Raw genomic sequence first — 13,575 nt, 5'->3', positions numbered from 1 at the left:
GGAATTTAACCCTGACCAGCGTTTTGATTGTCGTTTGATTCATTCCTTGAATCGACCTGCATCCCTATCGGTGTGACACGCTTCTGCGTGTCACACCTCTATCGTAATATATTTCAACATAATTGCAAACTTTTGTTACCAAACGTTTCAATCGCCTACGTTATGCGTTAAATATTTAGCGGTATATTCTGCTTGAGCACTAGTACGATGGGACTCTGCCATAACATTAGGGCGATCGAATCCTAGACCACTCATGGATGAATGGAGAGAATAGCCCATTACATAAATACAAAAAGAGAGGGAGGAGTAAAAATAAAACAATGTAGAAGTAAGTATTAGAAGCTTACAAAAAAGCAGGCAGCAAAAAAATTAGGCCCCGACTAGCGAGGCCCGATATCAGAATAGGCTATAGGTAATAACTAACGTTAGCTTCCACTCCTTGTGCGGGACTCCAACCTTGGAATTAACCCTGACTAACGTTTGATTTCCTAACGATTCATCCTTGAACCTAAAAAGCATCCTTGCCTTTGTAACATCCTGTCAATCTACCTTTCATCCGTTGAAAGGGCATTCTTTGATATCTAAAAAGATAATTAATGATTAGTCCGCTACTGCTATTTTTTACCGATCCTTTTTACAGATACAAACTCTTCGTCATATCGTCAGTACAATGTTTATCTAACCTATCAATACGTCCTTACCTATTTTTAATATTGCAGCTAGCATGCCAAAAACTCAACAAAAAAATTAAAACACATGAAATCAACAGCTTAATAAAACAAAATCAAGATAAAGCACTCTGTTAACATCGGAATACCAGGCCTAAAAACTGTATAAAAATGGCACATGAGTAAACTCTTACCAATTTTACATGCCAATATTGCACACCTTTACAGGTATGGTGCGAGAGGTCGCTTACGGAGCCCTATACAAGACGTGAAGCGGGAAATGAGCAGCGAAAAAGCGCCCCTTTACCAGGGTGGGATTCAATCTGTAATTGCGCATCGTGGCGTAATAGTACGTGCTTAACGATCGCCAAGCCTAAGCCAGTGCCGCCAGTTGCGGTGCTACGGCCTTTATCGACACGGTAAAAACGTTCGGTTAGTCGGGGAATATGGACGGGATCAATGCCTTCACCATTGTCTTCCACATCAATACAGCCGCCGCCAGTCGCGCTAGCTTTCCAGCGTAAGGTGATGTGGCTACCTGCTGGCGTATAGCGAACGGCATTGAAGGCGAGGTTAGAGATGGCGCTACGAATCTCCTGTTCACTACCCAGCAGGCGTGCATCGCTTTCAAGCGCGACAGTAATGGTATGACGCTGATTCGACAGCGCCAGCGCATCATCACAGATGCTTTGTAGCAAAGGCCCTAGCGACAGCGGATGGTGATCTTTCCCCCCCTGGTCGATTTCTAACCGAGAGAGCAGCAATAGATCGTTGACCAGGTTTTGCATTCGCTGCGTCTGTTCCTGCATCTGGTTGATGCTTTTGCCCAAACGCGGAGGCAACTGGTCAGCAATATCGCTGTAGGTTTCCAGATAGCCGGAAAGGACGGTTAGCGGCGTGCGCAGCTCGTGAGAGACGTTGGCAACAAAGTCGCGCCGCATCTGTTCCAGGCGATGCAAGCGCGTGATATCCCGGGCCATTACCAGCCGTTCATCGTCACCGTACAGGGTAATTTGATACTGCAGGATTCGACGCTCGTCAATCGGCGATGTCAGCGTTAGCGGCTCGCCATACTCCCGCGCATTGAAGTAGCGGATGAAGCTTGGCTCGCGCAGTAGGTTGGTAATGTGCTGACCACGATCATGGGCAGTTTGTAGCCCTAGCATGTTCGTTGCAGCGCTGTTCCACCACTCTAGATCACCGTGGCGGTCGAGCATGACCACACTGTCACGCATCGCTTCAGACGACTCTTGAATACGGGCCAAGGTAGCACGCAGCCGACTTTGCGTTATACGCTGGCTTTTCTGATAGCGGTATAAACGATCAAACAATTCACCCCACATACCGTGAGCGGCAGGCGGCTCATCGTGAGGATGTAGGGTTAGCCATAAATAAAGTTCGCGTAGCTGCCGCAAGTGATAAAACAGACATACTGCAAGCCCTGCCGCAAGCCCTAGCCCTGCTGAGCCCAATAACCAGCCTAAGCAAGTACCCAGTGTGGCCAGCCACGCTAGACGCCACAGTTCACGGCTCCATAGGCGCACATTTACACCCGTGCAGAGAAACGGTATCCGGTACCCCGAACCGTTTGAATCAGGTTTTGATGCACATCGCCCAGCGCTTTTCGTAAGCGTCGAATATGCACATCGACCGTACGCTCTTCGACATACACATTACCACCCCATACTTGGTCAAGCAGTTGGCTACGTGTGTAAGCACGCTCTTGATGGGTCATAAAAAACTGCAGAAGACGATACTCGGTCGGCCCCATTTCCAACGCTTTGCCGTGTGCGCTTACCCGGTGACTTACCGGATCAAGCAGCAGGCCATTAATCTCAATCGGATCTTCAACGCCACGCGGCGTCGCGCGGCGCAGCACTGCTTTTAACCGTGCCACCAATTCGCGGGGCGAAAAGGGCTTGGTGATATAGTCATCGGCACCGGCTTCAAGCCCTTGGATCTTATTATCCTCTTCGCCTTTAGCGGTGAGCATAATAATGGGGATCTCGGCGGTGGCTTCTTCGCGCTTCAACCGCCTAGCCAGTTCAATACCGCTGGTGCCAGGCATCATCCAGTCAAGCAGCAATAAATCAGGTTGGTGGTCAACCACCATGGCATGAGCATCCTGGGCGTTATCTGCTTCGAGCACACGGTAGTCAGCCATTTCCAGCGCTACCGCGATCATCTCGCGAATCGACGATTCATCATCGACAATCAGAACGGTTTTGGCGGTCATACCAGAGCCTCACGGTGTGCAAAAAAGCCAGTTCAAAGAAAACAGTTCAAAGAAAACAGTTCAATGACATGTCAGTGACGATAACACCATGACTTGATGACAGTTACATGACAATGGCAGTTACTAACCCGCCGCAGGCCACCAACTTAGCGCAATACCAGCAAAAATCAGCAGCCCCGACCAGTGATTATTCAGAAACGCCTGGAAACAGGGATCCCGCTCCTGATAACGAATTAAGCGCTGCTGATGCAGGAAAGTTGCCGCCATTGCAGCGAGCCCTAGCCAAAAGAACCCACCTAACCCGACCCGCCAGCCTACCCATGCCAGTAACCCCAGGGTAGCTACCTGGAGTAGGCCGATTATCAGGCGATCCGCGTCGCCAAACAGCACGGCTGTCGATTTAATGCCAATTTTTAAATCATCGTCGCGATCGACCATGGCGTATTGCGTGTCGTACGCCACCGTCCATAGCACGTTTGCACAGAAAAGCAGCCACGCTTCCAACGGCACATGGCCCAGCACGGCGCCAAAGGCCATTGGAATTGCCCATGAGAATGCCGCCCCCAGCACCACCTGGGGAAAGTGGGTATAACGCTTCATGAACGGGTAAATAACTGCCAGAAATACCCCGCCCAACGAGAGCAGCACCGTAAACCAATTAGTCAGTAGCACCAGAATAAACGCTGCGGCCACCAAACCAATAAACAGCAATTGAGCCTCGGTTTCGCTGATTCGACCTGTGGCGAGCGGGCGATGCTTAGTGCGTTTCACATGGCCATCGAAATGGCGATCTGCATAATCGTTCACCACGCAGCCAGCCGCGCGCATGACGTAAACACCGGCCACAAAAATCAGCAGTACATCACGGCCGGGTACCCCTTCAGCGGCAATCCACAGCGCCCAAAGCGTCGGCCACATCAACAGCCACGTGCCAATGGGTCGATCCAAACGCATCAGCTGTATAAAATCTGCCACGCGAGCCCATCCCTTCGGCCGCAACAGTGAACGATCCATGCTTACCTCACGAAAAATAAGATGCAGGCGCTAGCCTAGCGCGATGGCAGATCAAGGTCATCCGCCATCGCACGCAAAAAATACTCCTGCACCAATAACGACAGCCCGCCGTGATAAAACACCGAGCGTCGGCCCCAGGTACAGTCACTTTCGATACCGTTCATACAAGCAAATAAGGGGGGATGGGAGGTGGCCTCAAGCGGCCCGCGAATTAAACCTGGCTGACGAAATAACCAACTGCCTAACGAGCGCTCACCTAACCCTTCCAAACGCTGGCCCTTTAACTGAGTAAGCGGGGCGACGGAGCGCGCCACCACCCACGGTGTATTATCTAAACATAGCGCTACTTCACGCAGCCATGCGTAGCGTTTGGGAGCAATGCCCAACGCCCGTGCCTCATCCTCTCGCGGCCAGCCTACGCCCTGGCGTAGCAGCCGAACGCGAAACTGCTTTTCACCTCCTGCGGCTATTAAACGGGCGGTTAATGAGTCGGTTGAGGCAACCCACTGCCACCAGGAAGTACTCATGGCAGGTCGCGCCGCATCAACGGGGCGCCAGCGCGAAAAGTGAGGAGTTTGCCGAAAAGCTGCAGGCGTCACCAAGTTCTCCAGGGCAATAAACGAGTCGGCTAGTGTAACATGCAGCACTAACAGGCTTTTGTTTCAGCGACTTTTTTGGTGTCTGCATGCCCCCCTCACAACCAGAGCTCTCTTCATCCCACGCTGCGCTGGTCATTATTGGCACGGGAATGGCCGGGATTGGCTTAGCCCGCGCACTGCGCCGTCTCGGTGATCAGCGGTCAATCACGCTGATTAGTGCTGACAGCGGTGACGATTACAGCAAACCGTTACTCTCCACCGGCTTCGCTAAAGGCCTAGCGCCCAACAAACTGGCCCAGCGAAACGCTGCCGAGCTGGGCGATGAGTTAAACGCCCGCATCATTACCCACACCCCCGTGGCGGCACTGGATGTGGATAACCGGACACTGCTTCTCGACGCTGGACAAGCGCCCAACTATGAAAAACTTAGCTCTGAAAAACTAAGCTACGAAACACTGGTATTAGCCACCGGCGCTGCCCCCAGGATGCCGTTCAGCATCGACCCCAGCGTAGCCCCACGCTGCTTCACCATTAATGACCTAGACGACTACCGACGCTTTCATCAGGCGTTAGGCCAAGGCTCAGCAAGGGTGGCGATTGTTGGCGCCGGGCTGGTCGGCTGTGAATTTGCTAATGACCTGCACGCCGGAGGTCATCACGTCAGTGTCATAGCGCCTGAAGCTACGCTACTGCCCCGCCTGCTGCCCACGCCACTGGGCAACGCCCTGGGCGATGCCTTCAATGAGGCAGGCATCCGACTCTGCTTAGGCCGCACGATAGATTCACTAACACTCAGCAGCGGTGATGACATCGTATTACGGTTGGATAACGGCGAGACTATCAGCGCCGATCTCGTACTAATGGCAACTGGCCTAACACCGCGTACGGCGCTTGCCGAAGCCGCGGGTCTTAACGTATCGCCGAGCGGCATACACGTTGACCGCCAACTGCGTACTTCACACCCCGATATTTACGCCCTGGGCGATGTCGCCTGCGTCGATGGCGTTAACGCCATGTACGTGCAGCCGCTGCAAGCGAGCGCCAAGGCATTGGCGGCAACGCTTGCGGGCACTCCCACGTCGGTCAGCTTTGGCGCTTGGCCAATAGTCGTTAAAACACCCCTGCTGCCAGTGGTCGCCTATCCGCCAACCACCCCACCTGAACGCTGGCGAATTGAAGGCGAAGGTGGCGATATCAGTGCGTTAGCCGAAAATAAAGACGGACGTTTGATTGGTTTTGCGTTGACAGGGGGCTGCGTGAGAAGGAAAGTGGAGCTTTCCAGAGCAGCACCTACGCTGCTAGGCTGATTTTCGTCGCGTTCACGACTAGGCTAGAGAAGCTACCTAGTGCTAATGACGCGCCCAACAACCTGCATTTGCTTTACGCTCGATTCTTTAACAAAAGTTCGATTGTTTACTAAAGGGAGATTTCTTATGCGCAAACCTGAACTCGCTGCTGCCATCGCTGAAAGTGCCGACCTGTCAAAAGACAAAGCAGGCCAAGTACTGAACGTTATTTTGGATGAAATCACTAACAGCGTTGCTAAGGGCGAAGATGTCGCTCTGATCGGCTTTGGTACCTTTACGGTACGTGAGCGCGCAGCACGTACTGGTAAAAATCCACAAACCGGTGCCCCACTACAAATTCCGGCCAGCAAAAATGTTGCCTTTAAGCCAGGCAAAGGACTTAAGGACGCCGTTTCCTAATGAAGCTCAAGCTGACGCTGTGGCTACTGGGCATATTGCTCAAACGTGCCCTGCGCCGCAAGCCGCGCTTTCGTGAACAGTTAGAACGCATGCGCGGCCTGGACTGGGGAATTGCCACGGAAGATCTAAGCATAGCCCGCCACTACCGGATGACGCCGAAAGGTATCAGCACCGGTAAAGGGCTGCCCGTCGACTTAGACCTTGAACTGCGTTTCCGAGACCAAGCCACCGCGTTAAAGGTGCTCAAAAAGCCAACTCAGCAGGCCTTTCTTGACGGCATGATGAGTGGCAACGTGCGTTTAGTGGGCGACTCCGCCGATATGAACAAGCTGCAGAAGCTGCTCAAATATTTGTAGCCCAGTATTTGCAGTATTGAGCGATCAGCAAAGGGTAAACCAGGCAGAGGTATAACAGCTATCGATGGACATACCTCATCAACGCTTAGTGTACTTCCGCGTTACCCTGGAGTCTGGTTCAGTGCGCCGTGCTGCGGCGCGTCTGGACATTGCTCCCTCGGCAGTCAGCAGGCAAATTTCGCTGCTGGAAGAAGCCTTGGGAGCCACCCTCATGGAGCGTCAGCGCGGCGGCATTTCACCGACCCCGGTCGGTGAAATGCTGCTTGAATACTGCGAACGTCGCGGCGCACTGGACGAAGGCTTTATCGCGTCACTTGAAGCCTACCAGCGCATGGAAACCGGCAAGATATCGCTCACCGTCGGTGAAGGATTTGTCAGTGACCTAGTAGCGTCGCCGCTGCACGAATTTACCCAACGCTATGCGGGCATTCAGCTCGACATCCATACCGCAGGCACCTCGGGCATTATTGACGCCATTGTCGGCGATCACAGTCATATCGGCTTGATGTTCCATGAGCGTACCCATCCCCAGCTGCGTTTCTGGTCATCCAGTCCTCAGCCACTGATGGCTATTCTGCCGCCGGATCACCCATTGACCAGCCAGACGTCACCTCTCACGCTGACTCAGCTTAGCGCCCAGCCGATGGCCATGTGGGACACCACACATGGGGTGCGTCAAATGGTCGACCAAGCATTTCAGCAGTCTCGTATAGTCCCGCGCATGGCAATGAATACAAATTCCATGGTGGTATTAGCACAGTATGTGCGCAGCGGCATGGGCATTACCCTACTGCCCTCCTTTGCCGTCGCACACGATTTAGAAGCTGGCACGCTAGTGGCGCGTAAGGTAGATAATCCCCTTTTTCAGCGCTCCCAGGCCCACATGGTCACGCGCGTAGGCCGCCAACAGCCCAAGGCTAGCATTCTGCTGCTCAGACACTTACAGCGCTGGATGCAGGCCTTTCGCGACCCGGCCTCAGCAAGCGATTAACCAACGCCACTACCGTAGCCAAATGCCACGCTGGCTTCCGGTGCCGTTTCCACCCAGACGCTTTGCGGCACCGTGTATTCACGCAGGCCGTCCAAACCGCTTGAGCGACCGAAGCCACTATCGCCAAAGCCACCAAACGGCGACATCACGCTGATCGCCTTGTAGCTATTGATCCATACCGTGCCAGCACGCAATTGCCCCGCCACACGATGCGCTCGCGCCACATCCTGACTCCAAACGGCGCCAGCCAAACCAAAGCGAGTTTCGTTGGCGAGCTGAATGGCTTCGGCTTCGCCGTCAAAGGCCATGGCGATCAACACCGGGCCGAAAACCTCTTGCTGAGCGATCTCCATATCCGGCGTGACATCGACCAACACGGTAGGGGCGATAAAATAGCCATGAGCCTCATCTGGCAGTCCTTCGGGACGCTTGCCACCCGTTAACACTCTCGCGCCTGCCGCTTCGGCGGCCTCAATCATCCGGGTGACCTGCTCAAATTGACGGCGATTCTGCAAAGGCCCCATGCGCGTCGCTTCATCGCTGGGAAGGCCGACCGCAATCTGTTCCGCGGCCCGGGCCAAACGGCTGGTAACCTGCTCAAACACCGAACGCTCAATCAACAGCCGTGAGCCCGCCACACAGCTCTGACCTGCGGCGGCAAAAATTGCCGCCTGGGCACCGGCGACGGCTTCGTCCAGCTTGGCATCGGCAAAGACGATATTGGCAGATTTACCCCCTAGTTCTAACACGCTGGGCACCAATCGGCGTGCGCCGGCTTCAGCAATCATGCGGCCACTCTGGGGAGAGCCCACGAATACCAGCTTGCTGATAGTGGGGTGGTCGGTTAGGGCTGCGCCGGTCGTTTTTCCCAGCCCGTTGACGATATTAATCAGCCCCTTAGGTAGCCCGCCGCTTTCCAGTAGCTTGGCAATCACCACCGATGAGAAGGGCGTCAGTTCGGAAGGCTTCAGTACTACCCCATTGCCCGCTGCTATGGCCGGGGCCACTTGCCAGGCGCAGGTGAACATTGGAGCGTTCCAGGGGGTAATTTGCCCCACCACGCCATAGGGGACATGACGTACATAGTTAAGGTGCGAGGTAGGCACTGGAATCACTTCGCCGTGCTGCTTGTCGCACCAGCCCGCGTAGTATTCAAACATCTCACGCACCTTGCCTACTTCAGCCCGGCAGTCACGAATCGGCTTACCGGCAACGACGCTCTCCAACTGCGCCAGTGCTTCTTCATGGCCCTCTAGCCCACGCAGCGCCGCACTCATGCGCCGTCCACGTTCGCTGGCGGTAAGCGCCATCCATTCACGCTGCCCACGCGTAGCCGCTTGAGTAGCACGCTCAATTAACGCCGCACCCGCATCACGATAGCTCACCAGCGCTTCGCCGGTGGCCGGATTGATCAAGTTGATTTCCTCACCCTCCCCTGCGACTAATGCGCCATCAACCCAGTTACTTAGCGGCGTGGCAGCGGCTAAGCCGAAACCTTTAAGCAGTTCAGCAAGATGGTCGCAGGCATGTTGGCTAAGTGAGTTCATTGGTTGCCCTCCGCTTGGCTGCCACGCGCTAATATCGGCGTGGTAATATGGTTAAAGTCATCGCTATCAGTTGGCTGTTCGAGGTTCGCGTGCCACGCATCGACAACGGCTTGTAGCAACGGCAAGGGGATACCGAGTTGCTCAGCGGCATCCCGTGCCAGACGCAGATCCTTACGCATCAAACCGGAGGTAAAGCCAGAATCGAAGCGCTCGCTTAGCACCCACTCTGGGAAATTCACCTCGCTAATCGCGCTGCGCCCGGAGCCACTATTGATGCCCGCCAGACAGGCGACGGGGTCGACGCCCGCCTTGGCGGCCATAGCCACGGCTTCGGCGGTGGTTAACAAGTGCGCGGCACACAGGTAATTATTGGCAAGCTTCACCACATGACCGCTGCCAGGGCCGCCCACATGGGTGCGCTTGGCTGACATCGCTTCCAGCATCGGCAATACCCGCTCGATAGTGCTTTCATCGCCACCTAACAACATACCCAGCTTGCCACTGGCAGCACCTTTGGGGCCGCCGCTGACGGGGGCGTCCAGCCAGTGAAGCCCCGCTGCGGTTACTTTTTCGGCCAATTCACGAGTCACGGCGGGGTCGCTGGTCGAGGTATCGACAATCACACTGCCTTTAGGCGCCAGGGTGAGTAAGCCTGGGGATTGCTCAATCACCTCACGTACATGGACAGAAGTGGGCAGCGAAAGCAGATACACATCGCTTGCGGGCAGCGCATCGGGCGCCACAACGGTTAGTCCCTGAGCAGCAAGGCGAGATCGCGCTTGCTCAAATACATCGCTACCCGTTACTTCAAATCCTGCTGCTTTGAGGGTGAGCGCCATATTGCCACCCATCTGCCCGAGACCAATCACCACGATCGATAACGCTGTTGTTGAAGACATAGGTGAAGACATCGTAAATGCTCCTTGAACGCCCTAATACTTGAAAGACGCTATGTTCGGCGTAGACGCTCCCCTACCCAGTGGGCATCAGAGAGCGCATAACGCTTTTCGTTGAGAAAAAGGGGGCGACTTAGACGAGCAGCGCCCTTACCAGCTCCACCCAGTAGCGCGTCCCTAGCGGCAGCAGCGCATCGTTGAAGTCATAACGCGGGTTGTGCAGCGAAGCGGAATCTACACCGTTGCCCATCCAGATATAGGCGCCTGGTCGCTCGGCTAGCAGAAACGAAAAATCTTCAGAGGCCATGCTGGGCGGCGGGTTGCGCTTTACTTTGTCGCTGCCGAGCAAGCTTTCCAGCACCGTCGCGCAGTGCTGGGCATGCTCCGGGGTATTGATAGTAGCCGGGTAGCAGCGCTGGTAATCCAGTTCAACGGCTAAGCCGTGAAACTCTGCCAAACTGCCAATCGCTTGTTTAAAGCGTGCTTCCAAATGCTCTTTAAGCGTCATATCAAAGCAGCGCAGCGTACCGCGCAGCTCGACCTGCTCCGGAATCACATTGAAGGTATCCCCGGCGTGAATGCTGGTAATACTCAGCACCGCCGATTTATCCGGCGGCGTTTCACGGCTCACCAACCCCTGTAACTGACTGATCAGTTGGCAGCTTGCCAGCACCGTATCGATGCCCAAGTGTGGCATCGCAGCGTGGCATCCCTTGCCAATCAGTTTTAGGGTAAAAATATCGAAAGCCGCCATCACATCGGTGTCATGCACCGCTGCCTCACCTACCGGCAGGCCCGGCCAATTATGCAGACCGTATACGGCATCCATGGGAAAGCGCTCAAACAGGCCCTCTTCGACCATGACGCGTCCACCACCAGCGCTCTCTTCAGCGGGCTGAAAGATAAACACCACCCGGCCTTTGAAATCCGGCTGCTGCTTTAACGCCCAGGCGGCGCCCAGCAGCATGGACGTATGACCATCGTGGCCACAGGCGTGCATTTTGCCGGACGTTTGCGAGGCGTAGGCAAGCCCCGTCTCTTCGAGGATATCCAGGGCGTCAATATCGGCCCGTAGGCCGATGGTTTTGCCTTCCCCCTGTTGACCATCCAGAGCGGCGACCACACCCGTTCCAGCAATCCCGGTAGTTACCTCAAAGCCCCACTCAGTCAGCAGCGCTGCAATACGCGCACTGGTACGGTGCTCCTCAAACGCGGTTTCCGGATGCTGGTGGAAATCGTGACGCCACGCTTTTAATGTTTCGCTATCCGGCAAGTTTACTGAGGCAGTCATCGTCCTATCCTTAAAGCATTATGTGAGCGACAACGGCAGAGCCGATAAAGGTGCCGGTGAATACCAGTAAGGCCACGATCACTAGCTTCCAGCCGGTCTGCCTGAACATGGCAAACTCACGTCCGGTCAGCGCCAGCCCTGCATAGGCCAATACCGGCGTGACCACTGCCAGGAAATCCACTTCAGCGAGCCGTGCGATAATCCAGCCATTGCCAGGGAAGAATGGCAGCGTCGCGATAATACTGATCAGCGATACCCAGGCCACACTGGGCAGGTAAAAGGGGCATATGCGCCCGATGACCAAGCCGATAATGACCATGACATACAGAATCAACATGCCGGGCAGTGCGTCTAATAAAGGCGAACCGTTGACGATATTGCTAAACCATGCCGCCACACACACGGCTGCCAGTACCAACGCGGTTTTGCCTAGCTGGTTTTCGGGACGTAGCTCTTTTAACGCCTCAGCATCGAACTGATCGATTGGGCTCTCATGAGTTTTCATGGCTAACCTCCTGGCGCGAGCCTTTTAAGCGCTTGTACATCCACTCAGTGACTGGGAGCGCGATAAATAGCGAGATATACAGACCGGTGGCGTAGGTAAGCAGGTTGCTTGCCCCGGCAAAGGCGAGTAGTTCATCTTTGGATGCTGGTACCGCTTCAGCTAATGCGGCCGAACACGCCGCCACCATACTGCCACTGCCCACCCCGCAGGCCATGGCCAGAGCACGAATATCGAGAATATCCAGCGAGGCGATATACCCCGCCATTAAGGCGAAATAGAGCGTACCGAACATGGTGCCCACCACGTACACGCCCATAATGCCGATGCCTTCAGGGCTTCTAAGGCCGTAGCGATCTGAAATAATGGCAATATTGGGTTCGCGGGCGATGGAGTAGGTAGCACCAATCGCTTCACGGCCCATTTTGAGCACCAGGACGGCAAAGGGCAGCGCGATCAACATGGTGCCGAGATTACCTAGCTCCTGGAGAATCAGCGCGGGGCCAGCGGCAATGATCTGCTCAATGGCAGGCCCGATAGTAGAGCCGAATTTAGCAATAAACGGCAGGATGGCGATAAGGATGATGGGGCCAGCCGCATTGCTGACCGGCTTGGGAATCACCTTGCCCATAGTCGAAAAAAGGTGGGGATTGAAAATAACGCCAATGATAAAGGCGTAAAGCAGCGGTAGTAACAGCAGTGTTCCCGGTCCGAGTGGAATGCGCACAATGCCTATCCACTCGGCAAACATCGACGTCACGATCACCGTCAGGTGCAGACGCCAGTCCAGCAGTAGCTTGAGATCCATTGGAGTGTTCCTGTTTTTTTAGTGTCACTCCGAGTATCGAAAGGTTACCGTTTCAATCATAGGGCTTTAGTGCGCTATTTTTTAGAACACATGTCCGTCAGGCGTTGTGGATCGCCCGCCCACCGGGCGGAAAGTCGCTAAACGCTCACCTTGAGTGGCGATGAAGAGACTCCACGGTCAAAGCACAGCAACCACACCACCACGGCTATTCCTGCTACGCCGGCAAGTGCCAAAAATGCTGCCTCGTAGCTCAACCAGCTCGCCACCACGCCCGCAAAACTAGCGCTGAGCGCCGCGCCGACGCCTTGAATCGTCATCACCGCGCCTAACCCCATGTTCACACGCCCGGTACCGCGCAGTATTTGCGCCACAATACCCGGCGTTGCTACGCCCAATAACCCCGCGCCGACACCGTCCAGTATTTGTACGGGCACCACACTCCAGAGCCCCGGCACCGTGCCCGCCAAAACACCGCGGACAGGTAACACAAGTAGCGCCACCAAAAACAGCAGCCAATAGCCGTTCTTGTGCGAGTACCACGCAGCCAGAAGGGCCATCGGAATCATCGTTGCTTGAGCGATCACGACCGTACCAGCGGTATAAACAGCAGGATTCATCAGCTCATTGGTGGCCACGCGCTGACCCAACAACGGCAACATGGCGGCATTGCCTAGATGAAACAGCAAAAGCGTAAGCCCCACGACCATCAACATGGGGTGATCACGAAACACCTGGGCGATGTTGATCGTTTGGTGCGTTGTTTTATCCAGCCCACGGGCCTCTTCATAATCGATTTCGGCGGGGTTAATCCTAAGCACCAAAAAGATGGTTAACGCGGCCCGGTGATTTTCAACCCAGTTGTCCAAATGGCTGAGCTTAAGCAGCCTTTTTATTACGCTCGATTTCCTTCACTTTTCCTGGGTTAAGCGACACTGAACCAGTGACCCCCCAGTTTCGGGTG

The 13,575-nt window shown here is 54.8% G+C and carries 14 protein-coding genes; 4 read left to right on the top strand and 10 right to left on the bottom strand.

Annotated elements, in window-relative coordinates; all coding sequences use genetic code 11:
* Positions 1–925: 925 nt before the first annotated feature.
* From phoR to V8L70_RS10120, 4 genes are all read right to left on the bottom strand, one after another.
* Positions 926–2,212, bottom strand: a complete 1,287-nt coding sequence (phoR, locus tag V8L70_RS10135; RefSeq protein ID WP_008957134.1) for a phosphate regulon sensor histidine kinase PhoR — start codon at positions 2,210–2,212, stop codon at positions 926–928.
* Positions 2,213–2,214: 2 nt separating this feature from the next.
* Positions 2,215–2,904, bottom strand: a complete 690-nt coding sequence (gene phoB / locus V8L70_RS10130; protein WP_008957133.1) for a phosphate regulon transcriptional regulator PhoB — start codon at positions 2,902–2,904, stop codon at positions 2,215–2,217.
* Positions 2,905–3,027: 123 nt separating this feature from the next.
* A complete protein-coding gene (gene ubiA, locus V8L70_RS10125; protein WP_101146924.1) occupies positions 3,028–3,918 on the bottom strand; it encodes a 4-hydroxybenzoate octaprenyltransferase in 891 nt (296 codons plus the stop codon).
* Positions 3,919–3,953: 35 nt separating this feature from the next.
* Positions 3,954–4,565 (bottom strand): chorismate--pyruvate lyase family protein, encoded by a 612-nt coding sequence (locus V8L70_RS10120; RefSeq protein ID WP_101146925.1) that lies wholly within the window; start codon positions 4,563–4,565, stop codon positions 3,954–3,956.
* Positions 4,566–4,603: 38 nt separating this feature from the next.
* On the opposite strand from V8L70_RS10120, the gene V8L70_RS10115 reads away from it, so the two are divergent.
* The 4 genes from V8L70_RS10115 to V8L70_RS10100 all read left to right on the top strand — a co-directional run bounded on the left by V8L70_RS10115 (position 4,604) and on the right by V8L70_RS10100 (position 7,570).
* Positions 4,604–5,824, top strand: coding sequence for an NAD(P)/FAD-dependent oxidoreductase (locus tag V8L70_RS10115; RefSeq protein WP_101146926.1), 1,221 nt, complete (start codon positions 4,604–4,606; stop codon positions 5,822–5,824).
* Between the two features lie 126 nt (positions 5,825–5,950).
* Positions 5,951–6,223, top strand: a complete 273-nt coding sequence (locus V8L70_RS10110) for an HU family DNA-binding protein (RefSeq protein WP_007112276.1) — start codon at positions 5,951–5,953, stop codon at positions 6,221–6,223.
* A complete protein-coding gene (locus V8L70_RS10105) occupies positions 6,223–6,579 on the top strand; it encodes a hypothetical protein (protein ID WP_008957129.1) in 357 nt (118 codons plus the stop codon). The genes V8L70_RS10110 and V8L70_RS10105 overlap by 1 nt, the downstream gene beginning before the upstream one ends.
* 64 nt (positions 6,580–6,643) lie before the next feature.
* Positions 6,644–7,570, top strand: coding sequence for a LysR family transcriptional regulator (locus tag V8L70_RS10100; RefSeq protein WP_101146927.1), 927 nt, complete (start codon positions 6,644–6,646; stop codon positions 7,568–7,570).
* Here V8L70_RS10100 and V8L70_RS10095 read toward each other — a convergent pair.
* The 6 genes from V8L70_RS10095 to V8L70_RS10070 all read right to left on the bottom strand — a co-directional run bounded on the left by V8L70_RS10095 (position 7,567) and on the right by V8L70_RS10070 (position 13,480).
* Positions 7,567–9,117, bottom strand: a complete 1,551-nt coding sequence (locus V8L70_RS10095; protein WP_101146928.1) for an aldehyde dehydrogenase family protein — start codon at positions 9,115–9,117, stop codon at positions 7,567–7,569. The genes V8L70_RS10100 and V8L70_RS10095 overlap by 4 nt on opposite strands.
* Positions 9,114–10,028, bottom strand: coding sequence for an NAD(P)-dependent oxidoreductase (locus V8L70_RS10090; protein WP_232774926.1), 915 nt, complete (start codon positions 10,026–10,028; stop codon positions 9,114–9,116). The genes V8L70_RS10095 and V8L70_RS10090 overlap by 4 nt, the downstream gene beginning before the upstream one ends.
* A 118-nt stretch (positions 10,029–10,146) precedes the next feature.
* Positions 10,147–11,304, bottom strand: coding sequence for a M20 aminoacylase family protein (locus tag V8L70_RS10085; RefSeq protein WP_008957123.1), 1,158 nt, complete (start codon positions 11,302–11,304; stop codon positions 10,147–10,149).
* Between the two features lie 10 nt (positions 11,305–11,314).
* The gene (locus tag V8L70_RS10080) at positions 11,315–11,809 is read right to left on the bottom strand and encodes a hypothetical protein (RefSeq protein ID WP_101146929.1); all 495 of its coding nucleotides are present in this window, start codon (positions 11,807–11,809) and stop codon (positions 11,315–11,317) included.
* Positions 11,796–12,614 carry a DUF3100 domain-containing protein gene (locus tag V8L70_RS10075; protein WP_101146930.1) on the bottom strand — a complete coding sequence of 273 codons (819 nt, stop codon included), beginning with the start codon at positions 12,612–12,614 and terminating at the stop codon, positions 11,796–11,798. Before V8L70_RS10075 ends, V8L70_RS10080 begins: the two co-directional genes overlap by 14 nt.
* A gap of 137 nt (positions 12,615–12,751) precedes the next feature.
* Positions 12,752–13,480 (bottom strand): hypothetical protein, encoded by a 729-nt coding sequence (locus tag V8L70_RS10070; RefSeq protein ID WP_336269336.1) that lies wholly within the window; start codon positions 13,478–13,480, stop codon positions 12,752–12,754.
* Positions 13,481–13,575 lie beyond the last annotated feature (95 nt).

Origin of the sequence: Vreelandella arctica, from assembly GCF_037070215.1 — a bacterium.
GTDB lineage: Bacteria > Pseudomonadota > Gammaproteobacteria > Pseudomonadales > Halomonadaceae > Vreelandella > Vreelandella arctica.
The sequence above is the reverse complement of the archived record's forward strand: the minus strand, read 5'-3'. Positions and strand labels throughout refer to the sequence as shown.

Coding starts and splice junctions, on each gene's coding strand:
- phoB (WP_008957133.1), bottom strand. CDS start 2,904: ATGACCGCCAAAACCGTTCTGATTGTCGATGATGAATCGTCGATTCGC.
- ubiA (WP_101146924.1), bottom strand. CDS start 3,918: ATGGATCGTTCACTGTTGCGGCCGAAGGGATGGGCTCGCGTGGCAGAT.
- V8L70_RS10115 (WP_101146926.1), top strand. CDS start 4,604: ATGCCCCCCTCACAACCAGAGCTCTCTTCATCCCACGCTGCGCTGGTC.
- V8L70_RS10110 (WP_007112276.1), top strand. CDS start 5,951: ATGCGCAAACCTGAACTCGCTGCTGCCATCGCTGAAAGTGCCGACCTG.
- V8L70_RS10105 (WP_008957129.1), top strand. CDS start 6,223: ATGAAGCTCAAGCTGACGCTGTGGCTACTGGGCATATTGCTCAAACGT.
- V8L70_RS10100 (WP_101146927.1), top strand. CDS start 6,644: ATGGACATACCTCATCAACGCTTAGTGTACTTCCGCGTTACCCTGGAG.
- V8L70_RS10095 (WP_101146928.1), bottom strand. CDS start 9,117: ATGAACTCACTTAGCCAACATGCCTGCGACCATCTTGCTGAACTGCTT.
- V8L70_RS10090 (WP_232774926.1), bottom strand. CDS start 10,028: ATGTCTTCACCTATGTCTTCAACAACAGCGTTATCGATCGTGGTGATT.
- V8L70_RS10085 (WP_008957123.1), bottom strand. CDS start 11,304: ATGACTGCCTCAGTAAACTTGCCGGATAGCGAAACATTAAAAGCGTGG.
- V8L70_RS10080 (WP_101146929.1), bottom strand. CDS start 11,809: ATGAAAACTCATGAGAGCCCAATCGATCAGTTCGATGCTGAGGCGTTA.
- V8L70_RS10075 (WP_101146930.1), bottom strand. CDS start 12,614: ATGGATCTCAAGCTACTGCTGGACTGGCGTCTGCACCTGACGGTGATC.